Source organism: Ferrimicrobium acidiphilum DSM 19497 (assembly GCF_000949255.1).
Classification (GTDB): domain Bacteria; phylum Actinomycetota; class Acidimicrobiia; order Acidimicrobiales; family Acidimicrobiaceae; genus Ferrimicrobium; species Ferrimicrobium acidiphilum.
Genome location: NZ_JXUW01000004.1, coordinates 127,399 through 147,274, shown reverse-complemented (window position 1 = coordinate 147,274; position 19,876 = coordinate 127,399). Strand labels below are relative to the sequence as shown.

Genomic DNA, 19,876 nt, shown 5'->3' with positions numbered 1-19,876 from the left:
CGTATGTACTCGATCGAGAGGATAAAAAAGAGGTGGAGGGCGTGAGTACATCCTTGGTTGATGCCAAAATAGGTGAGCTAGGATCCTGGTTTAAAGAGGTTGGACGTGTCGTAGTAGCACTCTCAGGTGGAGTTGATTCTACGGTCTTGGCTGCTCTTGGCCACCAGATTCTCGGGGACGACTCTCTTGCAGTTACTGCAGTGTCTCCATCGCTGTCCTACGAAGCGCTTGAGGGTGTTCGTGGGTTTGCTGGGCAATATTCGCTTAACTATCTCGAGGTTCTCACAGATGAGATCGACGATCCAGACTATGTAAGAAATGCACCAAATCGTTGCTATGTCTGCAAGAGTCACCTTTTCGAGAGGCTTGCCCCGGTTGCACGTGAACGAAACGCCACTGTCGTAGTCGGAACTAATGTAGACGATCTGGGCGATTTTCGCCCTGGGATCCAGGCGGCCAAAGACTATCACGTGGCCTCACCGTTTGTACTTTGCGGTGTAGGCAAAGCGATGGTTCGCTCGATAGCGCATGCGCTAGGGCTGGAGGTTGTTGCGGAGAAGCCGGCTTCCGCCTGTCTAGCTTCGCGGATTCCATATGGAGTGCCAGTCACCATCCAACGATTAAGCGCTGTGGAGCGTCTTGAGTCGTTTCTCCACCGCATGGGTCACCAGGAGGTGAGAGTCCGCCATCATGGAGATATCGCTAGGATCGAACTACCCCCTGAAGATTTTCAAGTTGCGTTGGCTAACCGAGAGCGAATTGTCTCTGAGGCCGAGCGGCTTGGCTTTCTCTATAGTACGCTCGATCTTGGGGGATTCCGGAGCGGTTCCATGAATCGGGTTCTTGGGAGGAAGAGCAGCGATGAAGGTGATCGTCAAACTTTGGTATGAGGGGGCGTTGATTGGCGAGCCGGTCCTTGCCGAACTGGTGAAAAGGTTTGGTGTGATGGCTAATATCAACCGAGCTAATGTTGAGGATGATCTTGGTTGGATCATCTGCACTTTGGAAGGTGATGAGAGTTCAGTTGTCGATGCCACAGACTGGTTGAGAGCGATTGGAGTTGAAGTCGAGACGATGGAGAGAGGCGAGGGGGCTTTGTGATGCTGAGCGAAGAGGTAACTCAGGAGGAGTTCAATGCTATTTCAGCGGCTTTTCTTGCAGGCCTTCTGGCGGCGATACCGTCGTATTTTGCTCGTTTGGAGGCCGAACTCGTTCGAGAAGGAGAGGTGGATCTCGATTGGCTCCAACAGCTACAGAACAGGGTTGAGGCCGAGCTTAGCACCCTGTTGAGCCGCCCTGCAGAGGCTCAACAGGAGCCACCAGTGGGACTTATTCGCCGTTTAGTTATAGAAGAGTTGTCGCAACACGATTGTGCTGACAGCACAGCTACGCTCCAGCGACGAGGTTTGTTACCAGCTAGCGCTGTCGATATCGACACCGATCTTGGCCCAACGCATCTTGCCTGGGGTGTAGCCAAGGCTCGCAGGATGCGTGTCTTGACCCAGGAACCAACCACTAGCTAGTCATCTTTGCGTTTTGGGATCTCCCAACCGATCTTGGTTACCCTTGTGCGAGCTTCGTAGAAAAGGCAGTCAGGCGGGCAGGCAAACGGAAGGTCGAGGTTGGCTTTCAGCCGACACTTCTGGAGACGCTCCCCAGATGGGAGGGTTTGGAGGACATAATGTTTGCAGGTCTCTTGAATGGCCACCACTGTAGAGTAGCAGTCCTAGGCTTATGATGAGCGAAGGAACGAATCAAGTGGCTGGACCAGGGCAAGATATCGGAGACAACCAGGACGATTTCGATCCCGTAAATGCCTCTGCATCGGGGGTGATTGACGACCTACCGGCGTGGATTCTCTCGTTGACCGCAGTCGCGCGAACGGGTCTCGCATTTAGCGATTCGCTCTACGAACGAGAGCGCTACGAGGAAATTCTGAAGGTTGTAGCTCGGATGCAGGAGGCGGCTGGGGCGCGGGATCGTGGGGTCGATACCTCGGTGTTTGCTGAGGGGCCTCGAGGCATACCCGGCTATGTGACTCCCAAAACTGCTGTCGGTGCCATCGTACTAGATGCATCTCGAAGGGTTCTCCTTATTCGACGAGCAGACAGTGGAGTATGGCTTTATCCTACCGGATGGGCCGATGTCGGTTACTCTCCCGCCGAGGTCGTGGTGAAGGAGGTGCAAGAGGAGACGGGCGTTCACTGTACACCAACACATCTCCTCGCTGTACTCGATGGCATGCGACTCGGCTTCACTCAGGTCGCCATGTATAGCTCTATTTTTCTCTGCCGAGCTGATGACGGCGAACTCACTCCGCACCCACTTGAGACCTCCGGTGTTGCTTGGTTCGAGATCGATGACCTACCGGCCAACCTTAGAACGCTGTTCGCAGCACCGTGGCTCGCTTGGATCAGGGATCGGTCGGAACCACCGAGGACCTATTTCGACCCAGTTAGGCCGGATAGGGTGTAGCGACTAATTCGCTATTCTCCTTGCTGTCTTCTCAAAAATCGTTCAGCTTCAATCGCGATCGTGTCAATCGAAGATCGGACGTCGAGCTCTTGCTCATAGTTCGACTCGAGTGATGAGATGTAGGCGATTAGGTCGGGATCGCGTGATACGAAGTCCTTCACCTCTTGATCGGTATCGCCGAGTTCTTCTCGAAGCTCGCGAAAATCCTCCTCCATGCCGAGGAGGATCTCAAGCTGACGCAAGAGTGCGAGCGCCGATCGTTGGGCGGGAAATTGACTTAGATAGTGTGGTACCTCAACCCAGAGCGAGACAACCTCTGTCCCAAAGGTCGCTGCAGCAGACTGCAGGACGCTTAGAAAACCAGTGGGACCCTCGTAGCGAGGACTGTCGAGCCGGAGAAGCTCGCCGACGGCGGGAGTGCTCGCGTAACCAAAGAGCCGTGGAGGTTTGGTGTGGGGTGCGGGTGCGAGTAACGACCCGAGCGTAATCACCCTATCCACGGCAAGCATGTTGGCAACCGAAAGCAGCTCTGCAGATGCAGTCTTCCAACGGAACTGTGGCTCTGGGCCGAACAAAAAGAAGACCGGTCCATACCGTTTGATCGTTGCCTCGCCGATCACGAGAGTACTCCAACGCAACTCTGAGATTCCGTGGTGATCTATAGTCACCATCGGCCGAACCATCGAGAAATCATAGAAGTTCTCGGGATCAAGGTAGGCAAGATCAGCGAGCGCAAGGGCCGAAGCGACCTGATTGTAGGCGATAGTCGCTGCATCGCCCGCATCAGTCCACCCTGAAAGGGCTGCGATGAGCGTCGCGGGTTTACGGCGTTGGCCTACCCGCCTGTGCCAGACGATATCTCTCATCGTATCTATGCTAGTGGCCAAAGGTGAGAACGGAAGGAGTTTTGATGACAACCAGCAATGAGTGGCGAATTGAACAGCCGGCGAGGTCTACGCCTGAGCTTGTATTGGCCATAAATCAGCTGTTGCCACAGCTCTCTGATCGAGCGTCTCCGGTCACCCTTGAGAGGCTAGAGGAGATGATAACCGCCCCCTCATCCCATCTTTTCGTCGCCCAAGATAGTGATGATCGTATAGGGGGCATGCTGACCTTGGCGGTGTTTCCGATTTTGACAGGGCAGCGAGCGTGGATCGAAGATGTCGTGGTTGACGCTGAGCTACGAGGCGCTGGGCTTGGTCGCTTGCTAACCCAGAGAGCCATACTGTTGGCTCGCGAGCTAGGTGTAACAACTGTCGACCTTACCTCGCGATCGGGTAGAGTCGCCGCTCATCGGTTGTATGAGTCGGTCGGGTTTGTAGTTCGCGACACAAGTGTGTACCGTTTTGTAGTAGAGGCGAGTTAAGTGCCACGAGACAAGAAGAGGTGGAAAGAGTAAAAATGGCTGATTCAATCACGATCACGGACAACCGCACGGGTGAGTCGTTCGAGGTTCCCATCGTTGATGGTACGGTATCTGCACAGCAATGGAGTAAGCATCTGCCAGGAATTTGGTTCCTTGATCCTGCACTCGTCACCACGGCGATGTCAGAAAGTAGTATCTCATACCTCGATGGTGAAGCAGGTATCCTGCGCTATCGTGGCTATCCGATCGAGCAGCTTGCCGAGAAGTCAACATACCTGGAGGTTGCCTACCTCCTTTTGAATGGAGAACTTCCAACCGAGGATCAACTGTCATCGTGGGTTGGTGAGGTAACTCATCATACGTTTATACATGAGAACGTTCGCAAGCGCTTTCTTGAGGGTTTTCACTACGATGCTCACCCAATGGGTATTTTGGTGTCCGCTGTTGCAGCACTCTCGACTTTCTATCTCGATGCCAAAGAGATTTTTGATCCAGAGGCACGCCATCGCCAGATTGTGCGCTTGATCGCAAAGATGCCGACGCTGGCTGCAGCCGCTTACCGTTTCTCACAAGGAATGCCCTTTGTCTATCCCGACAACGCCCTAAGCTTCCCCGAGAACTTTCTGTCGATGATGTGGAAGATTGCGGAACCACGTTATGAGGCCGACCCCCGACTGATTAGGGCTGTTGATGTTCTCTTCATACTCCATGCTGATCACGAGCAGAACTGTTCGACGACCGCGATGAGGGTGGTTGGCTCGGCGCACTCGGATCCGTACTCCTCTGCTGCTGCTGCCTGTGCAGCTCTGTATGGACCCCGCCATGGAGGTGCAAATGAAGCGGTGGTAAAGATGTTGACTGAGATCGGCAGCATGGAGAACGTCCCTGATTTCGTTCGCTCTGTTAAGGAGGGACATGGGCGTCTCCAAGGCTTTGGGCATCGGGTATATAAGAACTATGATCCGCGCGCCAAGATCATTAAGAATGTGGCATACGACGTTTTTGATGTGACCGGTAAAAATCCGCTGCTTGATATCGCGCTGAAGCTTGAAGAGGTGGCACTCTCTGATGAGTACTTCATTTCGCGTAAGCTCTATCCGAACGTCGACTTTTACTCCGGACTCATCTATCAAGCCATGGGCTTCCCGGTAGACATGTTCCCAGTATTGTTTGCAATTCCGCGGATGTCGGGTTGGCTCGCGCATTGGCAGGAGTTGCTAGACCAGGATGCCAAGATCGCACGACCGAGGCAGCGCTACGTTGGTGCTGAATTGCGAGATTTCGTTCCTATCGCTGATAGATAATAGGTCCGTGGCTTTCGGTCTGTCGCTCCGCTCGGTCTGTCATTCAGCGCAGAGTATGAGTGGCAGACCGCTCAGTCTCGGACTCGTATGAGACCTTCCTGGGCAACCGAAAGCAGGAGTCTGCCAGATTGGTCGTACATCTTTCCCTGAGCTAGGCCACGAGAGTGTTGAGTGGTTGGACTGACCATGTCGTAGAGGAACCAGTCGTCGGCTCTTGCGTTTCGATGGAACCACATGGCATGGTCGAGGCTAGCTGCAAATATTCTGCGGTCCATCCATGAGAGCTGATGGGGGAGCAGCGTGCTGTCGAGCAGTGTCATGTCCGAGGCGTAGGCGAAGAGGCAGGCATGTAGCAGCGGCTGATCGGGTAGCTCGCCGTCTGCGCGTAGCCAAATCATCTGCTTGGGTTCTCGCGGTTGCTTTAGTTTTGCCATCGTCGGAGGTAAGACGTAGCGAATCTCAAACGGTCTTGGGCGATAGTACCAATCCCCCATCGAGTCAGCCCAGGGAGCCATGGTCTCTTCAAAGTCGGGGAGGCTGAGTGGGTCTGGGACCTCGGGTGCTTCGAGTTGGTGCTCGAGCCCCTCCTCATCGACCTGAAAAGATGCCGAAAGATTAAAGATTGGCTTTCCGTGTTGGATTGCTAAGACCCTGCGAGTGCTGAAGCTCTTACCGTCTCTGATTCGCTCAACTTCATAGAGCAGTGGAATACTGGGGTCTCCAGGCCGGATGAAGTAGGCATGGAGGCTGTGGACGGCCCTGTCAGCCGACACTGTGCGTCCTGCCGCAACGAGAGCTTGTCCAGCGACTTGACCGCCGAAGACGCGCTGACGATCTTCGCGTGGGCTTTGTCCTCGAAAGATATTGACCTCGATCGATTCAAGATCGAGAAGGGCAATGAGATCGTCAAGAGCTTTAGACATCGTTCTCCTATCTCCGCAGCCTGAGTAGGCGGCGGATATCATTCGTTGCAAAACGACTAGGCTGGGCGCGTGCAGTCCTTTTATCGCACAGTCTATGGGTGGTTGGTGGCCAAAATTGGCGCTACGGCTATCAAATACGCATTAAGTTCCGTGATATCAGTCGTAGTGACTGAGGCGGTTCTTTTTCTGGTTTTCGGAGTTTTTCGGCTTTTTTCGGCTGAGGTTTCTAACGTAGTCGCGACTGGAGTGGCTGCTGTACCTTCGTACTACCTAAACCGAAACTGGGCATGGGGTAAGTCGGGCAGATCGCATTTTCTGCGTGAAGTTGTACCGTTCTGGTCACTTGCGTTTATTGGGCTGGCCCTCTCTCTGGTCACCGTCGGTTTTGCCCAATCTTTTGCGCATTCCCATGGATTCTCTCACATCACTGATGCTCTTTTTGTAAACTTTGCTTCTATGGTGGCTTTCGGTGTTGTATGGGTGGGTAAGTTTTTCGTCTTCAACACCTGGCTTTTCCGATCCAAGAGCACGAGCGAGGTAGGACAGGCATGAGTGACGAGAAGTTGATTGGAACGAGCGCTCTCGACGCAACCTCGATGCAGGCTGCCCTGCTTTTGCAGGGATATTTGACCAAACCTGCTGGTTCACTTGGTCGACTTGAAGAGCTTGGTGTCCAGCTGGCAGGCATCTATCGATCTTGTCCTCCGCCGGTTCCTAGGCGACCGATGGTGGTAGTCGCAGCTGGAGATCATGGTGTGTTGGCAGAAGGGGTGTCTCCCTGGCCGCAAGAGGTTACCGCGCAGATGATAGCTAACTTTCTCGCTGGCGGAGCAGCAATCAATGTGCTTGCTGACGAAGTTGGAGCTCAAGTTGTAGTTGTCGACTGTGGGGTGCGGGCGGTGTTTGAAGCTACACCGATGCTTCATACCGTTAAGCGTGCAGAGGTAACCGGAAATATCTACGTTGAACCTGCAATGTCGGAGGCTGTAGCTAACGCACTCATTGGCGAAGGCAGGCGCTTTGCCTCGGAGCAAGCGTCTCTGGGAGTGGATCTGTTTCTTACTGGTGATATGGGTATTGGCAATACCACCCCGTCAGCTGCGTTGATCGCTACAGTCACGGGAGCGAGCGCCTCTAGAGTGACCGGCAGAGGCACTGGAATTGACGATAGAACGCTCGCAAAGAAGACGGCGGTTATAGAACATGTCGTCTCTTCGTATCGAGGCGATCGATCAGGGGCCACGGAGTTGTTGTCGCGTATGGGTGGATTCGAGCATGCGTTTTTGACCGGTTTAATCCTTGGGGCGGCTGAGGCAAATACGCCAGTGATCCTTGACGGAGTGATCGCTATAGCATCTGCACTGATGGCGTCTTTGGAGAGCGAGGCTGTAGTCGGCTATCTCATTGCTGGACATCGGTCGGTCGAACCAGGAGCAAGCATCGGGTTAGCACATCTTGGCCTAGAACCGCTGGTTGACTTGGGTCTTCGCTTGGGTGAAGGCACGGGTGCAACGCTCGCGGTTCCCATGGTGCGTGCTGCAGCAAGAGTACTCGCTGAGATGGCTACCTTTGATTCAGCCGGAGTGACCGAGAAGAGCTAGCTGTGTGTGCGACCTAGGGTTGGAATGGCATCTATTCCAACGTTTTTAGCGGTTGCGGTCGCCACGTATGCGAGGCTCAAGATACGAGCTGGCGCGAGCGTGACCTAGCCGTGGCGATGCAGGTTGGTATGCCTGATCCACTTACGTAGGAGCCCGTCAGCGCTATATCGCCGTGGAATCGGTCGAAAAGGCGAGCATCCAACTGGGCAATGAGCCTTTCGTGATACGGACGAAAATGGGGGAATGAACGATCCCAGCGTACTATGCGATTCCACGCCCAGTTGAATTGATGGCCAAGAATTTGACTCGTCTCCAGCGATAGCGTCTCCCTAAGTTCATCATCATTCATCCGTAGGTGGCGACGATCGTAGAGTGAGCCAGTCGACACTCGCACTAGCGTCCCAACCCGGCCGGTCCAATCTGGCCACTTGTTGGATGCTATAGACACTGCGGTGGTCATCAGACCTAGGTCTCTGGCTACGAGTACGCCGCTGATTTCGGCGAGCTGTGGAGGCAGAGGTTCGCTCGAGTATGCGATGAGCATTGAAACTGATGAATAGTGGATGGAGCGAAGAAGGTCTAGCCCCTCTTGAAAAATCGGTCCAAGCAGCGAGGCGCTCTTGAAGGAGGGTAGGGCGATGAGAAGGCGCTGGCCACTGTAGGTCTCCGTCGAGGTGGCCACTGTGACGTTGGATGGAGAGCTTCGTTCTACGGACTGTACCGGCGCGGAGGTGACTATCCGACATCCGCCAGCCTCTAATTCGCGACGAAGGTGTGCGACGAGGGCGGACAGCCCGGTCGAAGGAGTACCAAAGGCGGGCCCCATACTCCCCCCGGGAGATGCAGGTAATTTGCCGGCAAGAATCGCGGGCGCACTGGTACGGGCACTGAGCCCGTAAATAGTATTGGCATTTATACCACCGACGAGGGGTTCGACATTGGCGTCAGACCAGCGGCGCCCAAAACGGTTGCTGACGATAGCTCCGAGATCGTCGCCCTCCTCGCCCGTATGCCAGCGAGAGCGAAGTACCCCGGCGGCTGCTCTGACACGGGCAGGGAGCGGCACCAGGTGATTTGTGAGGGCTTGATGAACTTGCGTTGGTGCCCCGAGATTAAGCCCAGCTGGAATAGGTTGGCGGCCAGTCGACGTATAGAGAAGGGCTTTCCCGGCCGCAGGTGATATCTCGTCAAGTTCAAGATGATTGAGGAGTTCGTTCGCACTAGGGTTCCTGCGCAGATAGGAGTCCGGCCCCAACTCTACTCGTATCGAGTCGACCATCATTGTCTGTAGTTTCCCACCTAGTCGGTCGTCCTGCTCTAGCATTGTAACCTCATGTCCGAGCCTCATTAGCTCCCATGAGCTAGCGAGCCCACTGATGCCACCTCCGGCAACGATGACCTTCACAGCTCAGACGCTCCTCGTAGGTTGGCCCCGCGTTCGTGGACTAGGTTGACGATGGCTGCGAGGGTCTCAGGGTTTGTCTCAGGGAGAACACCATGCCCCAGATTGAAGACATAGCTAGGTGCCTGCGATGATGCGGCAAGGATTTGCTCGGTAGCAGATAAGACTTGTGTGGTTGGCGCCAAGAGGATAGAGGGGTCGAGATTGCCTTGGAGCGCAACTTTGGAGCCAAATCTCGTGGCGATGCTGGCGAGGTCGACGCGCCAATCCAGCCCCAACGCCGGAAACCCAAGCTCAACAAGGTCTTTGAGCAGACCGGCTGTTTCAACTCCAAAATAGATGACAGGAACACCAAGTTGGACGGATTCATAGGCTAGACGTTGCAGATGTGGACGGACCAGCTCTCGAAACATCCATGGACTCAGTGTCCCAATCCACGAATCGAATATCTGAACGACGCTTGCTCCATGAGTGACCTGGACGGTGAGCGTCGCTATAGCCATGTCAACGAGACGATCTGCAAGCTCATGGAAGACGTTGGGCTCCTCTAGCATCAGCTTCTTGACGGTTGCGTGCGACCGCGACGGTCGCCCTTCGATGAGGTAGCTTGCAATGGTGAACGGCCCGCCACAGAATCCTATTAATGGGACGGCAAGTTCGTCGACGCAGAGTTCCACCGCCGAGGCCATTGCTGCGAGGTCGACAGAGGGGTCCAGGGGTCTTAGACGCTTGACATCTCGGATCGATCGGAATGGCTCCTCCACGACTGGACCCACTCCTGCTCGGATGTCGACGCCGATGTCCAGGTTTGCAAGCGGCGCCATGATATCTGAGTAGAGGATGGCAGCATCAACCCCATAACGTCTGACTGGCTGCAGGGTAATCTCTGCAGCAAGATCGGGTTTGGTCAGTACCTTCAGGATCGAGTCAACTCCACGAATCTCTCGGTATTCCGGAAGCGATCGGCCAGCCTGACGCATAAACCAGACAGGCACGCGATCGGTAAATTCTCGACGTAGTGTTTTTACAAGAATGGAAGATCTTAGATCAGGGTTCATCATTGTCATAGCGCTTGTTGCCGAGTCTACCCGGCCACCCATTAAAGGCTCAGCGGTCGAGCCAGCTCTTGCTTGAGCGGACAGTCTTGTGAATCCCCGCCCATTGACCGGTTAGAGTGGATGGTCGGGATGCACACATTGTGCCAAGTAGCAGTCAAGGGCAGTAGGGGTAGTTTGAGATTAAAGATAGGGTGGCGGATCACCGTCACGGTGGTGGTGCTAGATGGCGCGTGATCCACAGGACAATCGAGATGGCATGACTTCGGCAGCCTTCGAGGAGGAACATGCCTATGTGGAGCTTGCATATGCTGCCCTCGATGGCTTGAGGTCTAGGATCGAAGAATCGATGCAGCAGGCACTCGAGCTTCCCAGGGGAGGAACTCCGCAGGCGCGTCTCGAACGTGACGTGACGATTGAGACCTCACTGACTCGCCTATCTCGTTTGGAGGTAGGGGCACACCCATTGCTGTTCGGTCGCATCGATCTTGCCGAGGCGCCGAGTGCCGATGATGGCGAGGGCGACAAGGTCCAAACGTCGTATCATATCGGACGGATCTCGCTTTCGGATGACTCCGGAGATCCGCTGGTGGTTGACTGGCGTGCACCGGTGGCGGAGGCGTTCTACCGGGCTACCGTATTGCATCCGATGAACCTGCGCCGTAGATGGCATCTTGCCGTAGCGCAACGGCATCTGGTGGGCTTGGAATATGAAGATCTAGTCGGCTCGGATCGAAGCGACCGCGAGTTGGTGGGGCGGGCATCTCTATACGCCGCATTGGAACGCCCCCGCACCTTGGAGATGGCCAACATCGTCGAGACCATCCAAGCAGATCAGGATGAGCTAATTCGCCGACCGTTGAATCGGACGATCATCATCGAGGGGTCACCTGGAACCGGGAAGACGGCTGTTGCCCTGCATCGTGCCGCCTATCTGGTCTATACCTATCGTTGGAGGCTTGAAAGACAAGGCGTACTCGTCTTGGGACCTTCTGAGTCTTTCGTTCGTTACGTGCGGTCGGTCTTGCCCTCGTTGGGCGAGAGTGGGGTGGAGGTTCGCTCCATCTCCGGGCTTCGTGAGCCGCGCGTCGACTCTACTCCTGGAGTTGATCCGATCGCGATGCGCCTCAAGGGTGACCTGCGAATGTCACGTGTATTGCGAAAGGCGGTTAGAGATCGGGAGCGACCGCTTAAGCGACCTGTGAACATCCCGTTCGGGTCGCGCATTCTTGTGGTATCGCCAGAGTTGAGCCAGCGTGCAGTAACAGCGGGAAGCTCCGCTCGAGGTCGTCACAACCAGCGACGCAAGGTGGTCGAAGCATTCCTGGCCCGGGAGTTGGCGATTGAATTTCTTCGAGGAGGTCAACTTTCCACCAGTCCAGCAGATCTGAATGAGAATGTGATCAACCTTTTCGATGACGATCTTGACCTGCCACTCCAGCTGCCCGAAGACTCAGAGGAGGACATCATTCGTGACGTGGTTCTCCAACTCCGTCGACTCGAGAATTTCCAAAGGGTCATGGATCGGATATGGCCGTCACTACGGGCTGAAGAGTTCCTCTTCGACCTCTTAAAGCATCGGTCGCTCCTGCGTTTGGCGGGAGGATCGGTTCTCCGGGACGAAGAGATTGACGCTCTGTTGCTGGACTCCGAGCTAGCCCTGGAGACGATCCAATGGAGCGATGAAGACGTCGTGCTCTTGGACGAGATAGACGCCCTGGTGGGGGCCCATGATCCCAAGATATTTGGTCACGTTATAGTTGACGAGGCTCAGGATATATCGCCGATGGCAGCAAGGGTGATTCGCCGTAGGACTTCTAAGGACTCTCTTACGATTCTGGGGGACTTAGCGCAGGCGATAAGCCCCTTCCGGGGGAGATCGTGGTCCGAGGTGTTGAGCCCCTTTGGGGTGTCGGATTTCGAACTCATACGTCTGCCAATGAACTATCGATCACCCCGGCGCCTCGCTGAGGTCGCCGACCATCTTAGGCGCCGTATTCTGGGCAGTCAGGCTTTGACTGAGGTCCCGATTCGGACATTAGCCGGGAGTCTCGATACCGTTGTAGCCCGGCAAGTAGATCTTGTAGAACGCCTCGAGCGCCAGGTGCAGGCGTGGCTCGAAGAATCAGAGGGAACGGTAGCGCTGGTAGTTCCTGATGGCGCCCAAGATTTGCTTCAATTGATTTGCAAATGCCAAGTTGATGTAGCTAGAGTGTTCGTAGCTAGTGTGTCTGGGGTTAAAGGGATGGAGTTCGATTCAGTAGCGCTTGTTGGGTTTGACGTACCGGAGGAGGGTGATCTCCTTCAACGAGAGATGTACGTGGCTCTTACTCGCGCAACGCGATCCGTCTCTATGTTTTTCCTCAACTCGATCCCAGGATGGGTCGAGTCCATGCTTGCGTGAGCGTGGTGTGCGTAAATGGTCGGGGTTGGTCTGACAAAGGAGTGCTGGGAGTGGTAGATAGTCATGGCTGAGACGACAGTCACAGCGCCCGTGAGGCGGGAGCCGATCCGATTCTCGAAGCCATCCATCCTTGGGCTAGGTACGATTATTTGGCTTGGTTCGGAGTTGATGTTCTTTAGTGGGTTGTTCGCGGCTTACTTTACAATTCGGGCCCACGATGGGTCACCTTGGCCGCCGGCTGGTACTCATTTGGATACGCTCCAGGCTGGCATCTTCACCGCGATCCTGGTGATGTCTAGCGTAACCATGCAGAAAGCGGTATTTGAGGCTGAGCACGATCGCCCACGTAGCGCAATGTGGTGGATCGCGTTGACCTTCATTATGGGAGGTGCCTTCATTGCCAATCAAGCAGTTGAATGGTCAACTCTTAAGTTTGGTCCACAAACGAACGCTTATGGTTCCTTGTTCTACGTCATGTCCGGAGTCCATGGCTTGCACGTAATCGTCGGCCTTGTGGCCATGCTTTTCTTGCTGCTTCGCCTGAAGGGCATTAAAGGAGGGTCCCGCCACCTGCCGGGTTTGCAGGCGCTCTCCTACTATTGGCACTTTGTTGATATTGTTTGGGTTGCTCTCTATGCATGTCTTTTCTTGGTTCATTGAGTGGGTTAGCTGCGGTGAGTGTTGTTGAGGGGTTGGTATGGTGAACGAGCAGATGAAGCAGAAGGTTAAGAGACGGTCACAGCTCAGGTGGGTTGTTGGCTCCATTGCTTCGGGTGCGGCTGTTCTTGCGCTTGCTACGGTAGCGCTCTATCCGCACCAGGGGCATTCACAGGCACTGACTAGCGCGAAAGTAGCTGCTAAGCCGGTGTCGCATGGTGCATCGTCAAGCAAGCCGATCGTCTACAAAAATCCACCAAAGAGCCTTATCCCTCAGGGTAGACAGCTATTTGCTGAGGATTGCCAAACCTGTCATGGTCCACAAGCAGAGGGATCGGTTAGAGCTCCTAACCTCCAAGGTTTGGGTGCTGCGACTATTGACTTTTGGGTCTCAACAGGTCGTATGCCACTCGCAGACCCTACTGAGCAGGCTACGGTAAAGCCGCCACGGTTGTCGCATCAGCAGCAGCTGGCGGTCTCCGCTTATGTAGCTTCGTTGGCTCCCGGTGGCCCCGCCATACCGTCACCTAATCTCGGACTAGCCAACCTGAGCAAGGGTGAGTCTTTGTTCTCCGAGAACTGCGCTGCCTGTCACACGATCACCGGCGTCGGTGACCAGTTGGCCAACAATATCTATGCTCCAACGCTTTCGGTGGCGACACCGACCCAGGTGGCTGAAGCTATCCGAACTGGACCCGGTAATATGCCTCGTTTTGGGCCGGGTACCTTCTCTAACCAGGAGGTTGACGACATCGTTAGGTACGTCAGCTATTTACAGCACCCCAATGATCGCGGTGGCTTGGCTCTTGGCGGCGTCGGGCCAGTTGCTGAGGGTTTTGTCGCTATTTTGATCGGATTGGGTTCGTTGATGGTAGCAGGGTATTGGATCGGAGGAAGGGCTCAATGAGCGAGACCCAGCTCTTTGAAGGCGCGGGCGACGAGGAGATGCGTAGACCGTTGATGGAGAAGGTCGTAGCTATCAGTTTTATCGTGTCCGTGTTAGCCACTATCGGTCTAGGAGTCACCTATTGGGTAGGCGGCCAGCCACAGGTTGAGGGAGGCTTCCTCTTTCTGGCGTTGGGTGGCATTGGCGTGGGTATCGTTTCGTGGGGTAAGTATCTTGTCCCCCAGGGCCCATACGTGCAAGAACGTCATGAGATGAAGAGTGCACCCGAGGACATCGATGCCATGCACGCCTCGCTCTCCCGAGGTCTTGGTCAAGTTGGTCGCAGAAAATTTCTCCTTCGGCTTCTTGGCGGCGCCGTGGGTGTCTTCGGTCTGATTAACCTTTTTCCGTTTCTCCGCTCGCTTGGACCTGTCCCAGGGAAGTCGCTGTTCGTCACGAACTGGAAGCATGGTTCTGAGCTCGTCACCTCTGATGGCCGGGTTGTTCTAGCAAGCGATCTCGAGGTTGGCGGCGTGATGACGGTATTTCCGAAAGGCTTTGAGGGTGAACCAACTAACGCCATTGACCAAGTTATCTTGGTGAGGGCAGCTGATTATAACTTGGTTACCCGCCCAGGACGTGAGACCTGGGGACCCCAGGGTTATCTAGCCTACTCCAAGGTGTGTACCCACGCTGGGTGTCCGGTGGGGCTCTATCAGGAGCTCACACAACAGCTTCTCTGCCCTTGCCACCAGAGTTTGTTTGACGTCTTGACCGGTGCTACCAATGTTTTTGGTCCTGCGCCAAGACCACTGCCTCAGTTGCCCCTCTATATCGATTCGAGCGGAGTTTTGCGCTCTCAGTCTGGATTTAACGAGCCGATTGGCCCTGGGTTTTGGGAGCGTGGAGCTTGAGTACGCTAGAAGAAAGAGCTATAGACGCTGCGGATTTTGCTGATGAGCGCCTTGGTGTAGCCAAGTTCGCACGCAACTCGTTCAATAAGATCTTCCCTGATCACTGGTCCTTCATGTTGGGCGAGATCGCGATGTACTCCTTTGTGATCTTGTTGTTCACTGGAGTATTTCTTACCCTCTTCTACGTCCCATCTTCACACATGATCACCTACCACGGTTCGTATGCACCGTTGCGCGGTCAGAAGGTGTCAGAGGCCTACGCCTCGACGCTGAATATCTCATTCAATGTGCGTGCGGGTCTGGTCATGCGCCAGATCCACCACTGGGCTGCAGATGTGTTCATCGCGGCCATTGTGGTCCACTTGCTGAGAATCTTCTTCACCGGGTCGTATCGAAAGCCTCGCGAGCTCAACTGGATCATCGGTAGCTCGCTACTGATTCTTGCGATCGTGAATGGCTTCATTGGTTATTCGTTGCCAGACGACCTGATATCGGGAACTGGTATTCGTATTGCTTTTTCGATCATCCTGTCGATCCCGGTGATTGGGAGTTATTTGGCATTCTTTGTTTTCGGATCGAACTTCCCTGGAACCACTATTATTCCGAGGTTCTTCATCATCCACGTGCTTATTCTCCCAGCCATAATCGCGGGCCTCATTGGTGCGCATCTCGCAATTATGTGGCACCAGAAGCACACGCAGTATCCAGGGAAGGGGCGAACCAACCGAAATGTCGTTGGCATCCCGTTTTGGCCGGCGTATGCGTTCCAAGCCGGTGGTTTTTTCTTTATAACCTCTGCGGTGATCGCTGCACTTGGCGGGTTTGTCCAGATCAACCCGATTTGGCTCTATGGCCCCTACATCCCATTCAAGGTCTCTTACGCGGTACAGCCTGACTGGTACATGGGTTGGCTGGATGGTGCTCTGCGGTTGATGCCGAGTTGGGAGGCGGTCTTCGGCCCGACTTACGGAGGACACATGATTCCAAATGTGTTCTTCCCGGCGGTTTTACTTCCAGGAGTCACCTTCGGGCTGCTGTTCGCTTGGCCGTGGATTGAGAGAAGGTTTACTAAGGACCATAGCGAGCACAATATCTGCGATCGCCCGAGGGAGCATCCTGTTCGGACCTCTGTCGGTGTCGGTATTTTGATGTTCTACATCGTGTTGTTCCTAGCTAGTGCTACTGATGTCCTGGCCAACACGTTCGAGACATCCTTGAACCTGGTGCTATGGACCTTGCGCATTATGCTGTTTGTGCTTCCGCTGGTAGCAGGCGTGGTTACCTATCTTCTGTTGCGCGAGATGGCACAGATCCCCTCGATTGGTGAGCCAAAGATACCGGTGGAGATCCGACGTGGCATCGATGGATCATTTGCCTTTGCCGAGCTGTCTGTGCATGAGAACAGTGAGGAACTTCACGAGCTTCCTGAGGAAGTGGCGTATCGGGCGCTTGTTTCAGGAGGGAGTCACGCCCCTGGCGGAGCTGATGAATCATTGGGAGAGGTGGCCAATGATAGCACAGATGAGTCTCCTCGCGGTGTCTTTGAGGTTCCGAGAGATTGAGGTTGAACGTGGATAAGTTGACAAAGTTAAGGGTCTCTAGCAATCCCTTTACCAGCAGGGCGGCCAGGCTGGCTGCACCGTTAGGAGGCATTCTCGGAGCAGGACTAGTGTTGTCCGCCTGTAACTTGCCAAATTTTGGTGCCTTCAAGGGCAATACTGTTCAGGGAAATAGTACCTTTCACCTTTTCCAAGGCTTTTTTGTTGCGTCGATCATCGTTGGAGGTATTACTTTTATACTTCTTCTGCTGGCAATCTTCCGTTTTCGGCGTAGGGGCGAGTCGATAATACCTAAGCAGATTCACGGTAACACGAAGTTGGAGATCGTCTACACGGTGATTCCGGTAGTTATAGTCGCTATCTTGTTTATCTTCACTGTGCGGGTGGAAAACAAGGTTGATGCAGTGGCGAGGCATCCTAACCTGCGTGTCGACGTGACCGGGTTCCAATGGGGTTGGAAGTTCTATTACCCTGGGTATGGAGTTACGACGATTACCAAGGGCGTTGATCTCTACCCAACATTAGAGCTCCCAGTTGGGGAGACTGCGACCTTCCGACTGGTATCCAACGATGTAGTCCATGGGTTTTACATGCCGGAGTTTGACTTTTCGCGATACGCCTTGCCTGGCGTGACCAATTATTTTGACTTCACACCTCAGCACACAGCAAGTTTCGTAGGTCGCTGTTCGCAGCTGTGCGGTCTTTATCATGCAGACATGCTGTTTTATGTTCATGTTGTCTCCCCGAGCCAGTTCAAGTCCTGGATACACTCGCATCAGGGAGCTTAGGTTGGGCAGTATTCGACGTACAAGGGTCAAGGTGAAACTATGACGATATTGCAGGAGCCTCAGGTTCAGACGTCTGGTAGTGTCGAGCACGAGCAGAAGGTACCGGGCGGATTCTACAAGTGGATAACCTCTGTCGACCATAAGGTCATAGGGAAGAACTACATGTATACCGCTTTGACCTTCATGTTTATTGCCGGTGCTATGGCGTTGTTGATTAGAACGCAGCTGTTTAATCCAAATGGCCATGTTGTCTCATTGCAGACGTATAACGAACTGTTCACTATTCACGGATCGATGATGCTCTATCTCTTCGCGGGTCCGTTCGCTTTCGGTGGGTTCGCAAACTATATAGTGCCGCTCCAGATTGGTGCTCCAGATATGGCGTTCCCGAGGTTGAACAACCTCTCTTACTGGCTCTTCCTCACTGGTGGCGTAACGATGCTGCTCGGTTTCTTTACCGCTTCTGGAGCTGCGGCATTTGGGTGGGTTGCGTATGCTCCGCTGTCTTCATCGCCGTACTCGCCGGGCCCAGGTCCCGATCTTTGGATCGTGTCCATCGCTTTGGTTGGTTTCTCGGGTATCTTTACCGGCGTCAATCTCGTCACTACCATTTTCTATCTCAGAGCTCCGGGTATGACCATGTTCCGGATGCCACTGTTCACGTGGAGCATGCTGGTTACCGGGATCTTGATCCTGATCGCATTTCCTGTGTTGACGGCGGCTTTGATCATGCTTTATGCAGACCGACACTTCGGAGCACACTTTTTCAGTGTCGCGGGCGGTGGCGTGCCAGTGATGTGGCAGAACCTGTTTTGGTTCTTTGGGCATCCAGAGGTATATATCCTCGCTTTGCCGTTCTTTGGTATTGTCTCAGAGCTAATACCTGTATTTTCGAAGAAGCCAATATTTGGTTATAAAGGCATGGTATTTGCTACTTTAGCGATTGCGGGTCTATCGACGGGAGTATGGGCACACCACATGTTCACCACTGGGACTGTGTTGCTGCCGTTCTTCTCTGCCCTATCGCTTTTGATCGCTGTTCCTACGGGAATCAAGGTCTTCACCTGGATAGCTACCATGTGGGGGGGGCAGATTCGGTTCAACACCTCCATGCTGTTCGCAGTAGGGTTCATATTCGCGTTCGTGATGGGTGGGATAACAGGAGTTATGCTGGCGTCGCCTCCGATTGATTTTTATACCCATGACACCTACTTCGTGGTGGCGCACTTCCATCAGGTGCTCATCGGAACTACGATTTTCGCCGGCTTTGCTGGTATCTACTATTGGTACCCCAAGCTCACTGGTCGTTTGATGCACGAGGGGCTAGGTAAGTGGAACTTCTGGATCACGTTCATTGGATTTTGGGTTACCTTCATGCCACAGTACCTGTTGGGGTTGCGAGGGATGCCTCGCCGTATCGCTGTCTATTCGCCTACTGATGGGTTTACCTTCTTGAACCAAATGTCGACGGTAGGGGCATATTTGATGGGTATCGGGATGTTCTTGTTCTTGCTGAACTTTATCGTCTCCTGGCGCCGCCCGAGGCCGGCTGGTGACAACCCATGGGATGGTTTCACACTGGAGTGGGCGACGTCGTCGCCTCCGCCGGCGCACAACTTTCATTCTCTTCCGCCAATTCGGTCGGCACGTCCAACCTGGGATATCAATCATCCGGAACACGCAGATGCTGTTCCCGTCGTGACTGGGGGTGACGAAAGTGCGGAATGAGTCACGGGTTTACCTGGGTATAGGTAGTTTCTTTGTCCTCACCCTCCTGATCTACTTCTTCTGGAGCCGCGAATCCACGGGTTCGGTTCTGTTGCTAGCTAGTGCTGGGCTTGGTATCATGCCGGGACTCTATATCGGTTGGTGGTCGCGTCGAATGCAACCGCGCCTCGAGGATACAGAGGTGGAGCCCAAGGATATTACCGGGGTAATTGGGCAATTTCCTGAGAATACCATCTTTCCATTTACTCTCGGCATTGGACTTTGGTTAGTGGGTCTAGCTTTTGTATTTGGGCTTTGGTTTGCAATTATCGGCCTCGGCTTCGTTTTTGGGGCTGCGATCGGTGCGACTCAGGAGTCAAAACGTGCCTCCTTCTCGGAAAAGGAAAACATGTAGGCATTCGGGAAGTCTGTGCTTATCGTTTAGATTGCCGTAGGTAGCAGTCTTGCTGAGCTAAGCGACGTTCGTTGATGGCTACCAAGGAGTGTTGTCATCTGCAACGGTGGTGGATGCGGACATTAGCTGGGTCGGATTTCTCACTGAACGCGGCTTAGTCAGGGGATGGAGTTGCAAAGATGCGAGTCGAGCTTTTCCAAGTGCTACTCACCAACGGCATGAGTTGACAGTATTCGTATGCTCGTGAACCGCTTAGGGAGGGTAGCTTTCTCTAGTTGGCGGTGAATCCTCGGCAGCTAACAGGCTCGGTACGACCCGAGCTGCACTTTCGAATCACACCGCCGTATCGGTTGTAGATTTCGGAGGTTTTCGGACACCCGTTTCGGTCCAATCCGGACACCCGTTTCGGAGTTTTCGGAT

At 54.2% G+C, this 19,876-nt stretch carries 20 protein-coding genes; 16 read left to right on the top strand and 4 right to left on the bottom strand.

Going from position 1 to position 19,876, the window contains the following annotated elements:
• Window positions 1-41: 41 nt before the first annotated feature.
• From larE to FEAC_RS03455, 4 genes are all read left to right on the top strand, one after another.
• Window positions 42-890, top strand: coding sequence for an ATP-dependent sacrificial sulfur transferase LarE (gene larE / locus FEAC_RS03470; RefSeq protein WP_160290324.1), 849 nt, complete (start codon window positions 42-44; stop codon window positions 888-890).
• Entirely contained in the window at window positions 862-1,101 is a 240-nt protein-coding gene (locus FEAC_RS03465; protein WP_035388652.1) for an NIL domain-containing protein, read from the top strand. The genes larE and FEAC_RS03465 overlap by 29 nt, the downstream gene beginning before the upstream one ends.
• Window positions 1,101-1,523: a hypothetical protein gene (locus FEAC_RS03460; RefSeq protein ID WP_035388650.1), complete on the top strand. Its 423-nt coding sequence runs from the start codon at window positions 1,101-1,103 to the stop codon at window positions 1,521-1,523. Before FEAC_RS03465 ends, FEAC_RS03460 begins: the two co-directional genes overlap by 1 nt.
• 214 nt (window positions 1,524-1,737) lie before the next feature.
• Entirely contained in the window at window positions 1,738-2,475 is a 738-nt protein-coding gene (locus tag FEAC_RS03455) for an NUDIX hydrolase N-terminal domain-containing protein (protein WP_081900973.1), read from the top strand.
• Window positions 2,476-2,486: 11 nt separating this feature from the next.
• On the opposite strand, the gene FEAC_RS03450 is transcribed toward FEAC_RS03455, so the two are convergent.
• Complete coding sequence (locus FEAC_RS03450; RefSeq protein ID WP_035388649.1) at window positions 2,487-3,341, bottom strand: PAC2 family protein; 855 nt, start codon at window positions 3,339-3,341, stop codon at window positions 2,487-2,489.
• A gap of 44 nt (window positions 3,342-3,385) precedes the next feature.
• Between FEAC_RS03450 and FEAC_RS03445 the strand changes: the two genes are divergently transcribed.
• Window positions 3,386-3,841, top strand: coding sequence for a GNAT family N-acetyltransferase (locus FEAC_RS03445; protein ID WP_035388647.1), 456 nt, complete (start codon window positions 3,386-3,388; stop codon window positions 3,839-3,841).
• Window positions 3,842-3,876: 35 nt separating this feature from the next.
• A complete protein-coding gene (locus FEAC_RS03440) occupies window positions 3,877-5,145 on the top strand; it encodes a citrate synthase (RefSeq protein ID WP_035388644.1) in 1,269 nt (422 codons plus the stop codon).
• A 71-nt stretch (window positions 5,146-5,216) separates the two neighbouring features.
• Here the strand turns inward: FEAC_RS03440 and tesB are convergent, their stop codons facing one another.
• Complete coding sequence (tesB, locus tag FEAC_RS03435; RefSeq protein WP_035388642.1) at window positions 5,217-6,068, bottom strand: acyl-CoA thioesterase II; 852 nt, start codon at window positions 6,066-6,068, stop codon at window positions 5,217-5,219.
• A gap of 69 nt (window positions 6,069-6,137) precedes the next feature.
• Here tesB and FEAC_RS03430 point away from each other — a divergent pair, with 69 nt between their 5' ends.
• The gene (locus FEAC_RS03430) at window positions 6,138-6,620 is read left to right on the top strand and encodes a GtrA family protein (RefSeq protein ID WP_035388640.1); all 483 of its coding nucleotides are present in this window, start codon (window positions 6,138-6,140) and stop codon (window positions 6,618-6,620) included.
• The gene (cobT, locus tag FEAC_RS03425; RefSeq protein WP_035388639.1) at window positions 6,617-7,669 is read left to right on the top strand and encodes a nicotinate-nucleotide--dimethylbenzimidazole phosphoribosyltransferase; all 1,053 of its coding nucleotides are present in this window, start codon (window positions 6,617-6,619) and stop codon (window positions 7,667-7,669) included. Before FEAC_RS03430 ends, cobT begins: the two co-directional genes overlap by 4 nt.
• Window positions 7,670-7,745: 76 nt before the next feature.
• Here cobT and FEAC_RS03420 read toward each other — a convergent pair whose 3' ends face one another.
• Window positions 7,746-9,074: a protoporphyrinogen/coproporphyrinogen oxidase gene (locus FEAC_RS03420; RefSeq protein ID WP_035388638.1), complete on the bottom strand. Its 1,329-nt coding sequence runs from the start codon at window positions 9,072-9,074 to the stop codon at window positions 7,746-7,748.
• Window positions 9,071-10,129 carry a uroporphyrinogen decarboxylase gene (gene hemE / locus FEAC_RS03415; RefSeq protein WP_152623064.1) on the bottom strand — a complete coding sequence of 353 codons (1,059 nt, stop codon included), beginning with the start codon at window positions 10,127-10,129 and terminating at the stop codon, window positions 9,071-9,073. Before hemE ends, FEAC_RS03420 begins: the two co-directional genes overlap by 4 nt.
• 223 nt (window positions 10,130-10,352) lie before the next feature.
• Between hemE and FEAC_RS03410 the strand changes: the two genes are divergently transcribed.
• The 8 genes from FEAC_RS03410 to ctaF all read left to right on the top strand — a co-directional run bounded on the left by FEAC_RS03410 (window position 10,353) and on the right by ctaF (window position 19,456).
• Window positions 10,353-12,530: a HelD family protein gene (locus FEAC_RS03410; protein ID WP_052565429.1), complete on the top strand. Its 2,178-nt coding sequence runs from the start codon at window positions 10,353-10,355 to the stop codon at window positions 12,528-12,530.
• A 63-nt stretch (window positions 12,531-12,593) separates the two neighbouring features.
• Window positions 12,594-13,190: an aa3-type cytochrome oxidase subunit III gene (gene ctaE, locus FEAC_RS03405; RefSeq protein ID WP_052565427.1), complete on the top strand. Its 597-nt coding sequence runs from the start codon at window positions 12,594-12,596 to the stop codon at window positions 13,188-13,190.
• 40 nt (window positions 13,191-13,230) lie between these two features.
• Complete coding sequence (gene qcrC / locus FEAC_RS03400) at window positions 13,231-14,094, top strand: cytochrome bc1 complex diheme cytochrome c subunit (protein WP_160290323.1); 864 nt, start codon at window positions 13,231-13,233, stop codon at window positions 14,092-14,094.
• Window positions 14,091-14,987: a ubiquinol-cytochrome c reductase iron-sulfur subunit gene (locus FEAC_RS03395; protein WP_052565424.1), complete on the top strand. Its 897-nt coding sequence runs from the start codon at window positions 14,091-14,093 to the stop codon at window positions 14,985-14,987. Before qcrC ends, FEAC_RS03395 begins: the two co-directional genes overlap by 4 nt.
• Complete coding sequence (gene qcrB, locus FEAC_RS03390; RefSeq protein ID WP_081900965.1) at window positions 14,984-16,549, top strand: cytochrome bc1 complex cytochrome b subunit; 1,566 nt, start codon at window positions 14,984-14,986, stop codon at window positions 16,547-16,549. Before FEAC_RS03395 ends, qcrB begins: the two co-directional genes overlap by 4 nt.
• Before the next feature lie 8 nt (window positions 16,550-16,557).
• Window positions 16,558-17,334 carry a cytochrome c oxidase subunit II gene (gene coxB, locus FEAC_RS03385; protein WP_052565422.1) on the top strand — a complete coding sequence of 259 codons (777 nt, stop codon included), beginning with the start codon at window positions 16,558-16,560 and terminating at the stop codon, window positions 17,332-17,334.
• 39 nt (window positions 17,335-17,373) lie between these two features.
• Window positions 17,374-19,062 carry a cytochrome c oxidase subunit I gene (gene ctaD, locus FEAC_RS03380; protein ID WP_035388637.1) on the top strand — a complete coding sequence of 563 codons (1,689 nt, stop codon included), beginning with the start codon at window positions 17,374-17,376 and terminating at the stop codon, window positions 19,060-19,062.
• Window positions 19,052-19,456, top strand: a complete 405-nt coding sequence (gene ctaF, locus FEAC_RS03375) for an aa3-type cytochrome oxidase subunit IV (RefSeq protein ID WP_035388636.1) — start codon at window positions 19,052-19,054, stop codon at window positions 19,454-19,456. The genes ctaD and ctaF overlap by 11 nt, the downstream gene beginning before the upstream one ends.
• Window positions 19,457-19,876: the final 420 nt, after the last annotated feature.

Bases quoted from the DNA above. Each gene is read 5' to 3' on its own strand.
- FEAC_RS03465 (WP_035388652.1), top strand. From the start codon at position 862: ATGAAGGTGATCGTCAAACTTTGGTATGAGGGGGCGTTGATTGGCGAG.
- FEAC_RS03460 (WP_035388650.1), top strand. From the start codon at position 1,101: ATGCTGAGCGAAGAGGTAACTCAGGAGGAGTTCAATGCTATTTCAGCG.
- FEAC_RS03455 (WP_081900973.1), top strand. From the start codon at position 1,738: ATGAGCGAAGGAACGAATCAAGTGGCTGGACCAGGGCAAGATATCGGA.
- FEAC_RS03450 (WP_035388649.1), bottom strand. From the start codon at position 3,341: ATGAGAGATATCGTCTGGCACAGGCGGGTAGGCCAACGCCGTAAACCC.
- FEAC_RS03445 (WP_035388647.1), top strand. From the start codon at position 3,386: ATGACAACCAGCAATGAGTGGCGAATTGAACAGCCGGCGAGGTCTACG.
- FEAC_RS03440 (WP_035388644.1), top strand. From the start codon at position 3,877: ATGGCTGATTCAATCACGATCACGGACAACCGCACGGGTGAGTCGTTC.
- tesB (WP_035388642.1), bottom strand. From the start codon at position 6,068: ATGTCTAAAGCTCTTGACGATCTCATTGCCCTTCTCGATCTTGAATCG.
- cobT (WP_035388639.1), top strand. From the start codon at position 6,617: ATGAGTGACGAGAAGTTGATTGGAACGAGCGCTCTCGACGCAACCTCG.
- hemE (WP_152623064.1), bottom strand. From the start codon at position 10,129: ATGAACCCTGATCTAAGATCTTCCATTCTTGTAAAAACACTACGTCGA.
- FEAC_RS03410 (WP_052565429.1), top strand. From the start codon at position 10,353: ATGGCGCGTGATCCACAGGACAATCGAGATGGCATGACTTCGGCAGCC.
- ctaE (WP_052565427.1), top strand. From the start codon at position 12,594: ATGGCTGAGACGACAGTCACAGCGCCCGTGAGGCGGGAGCCGATCCGA.
- FEAC_RS03395 (WP_052565424.1), top strand. From the start codon at position 14,091: ATGAGCGAGACCCAGCTCTTTGAAGGCGCGGGCGACGAGGAGATGCGT.
- ctaD (WP_035388637.1), top strand. From the start codon at position 17,374: ATGACGATATTGCAGGAGCCTCAGGTTCAGACGTCTGGTAGTGTCGAG.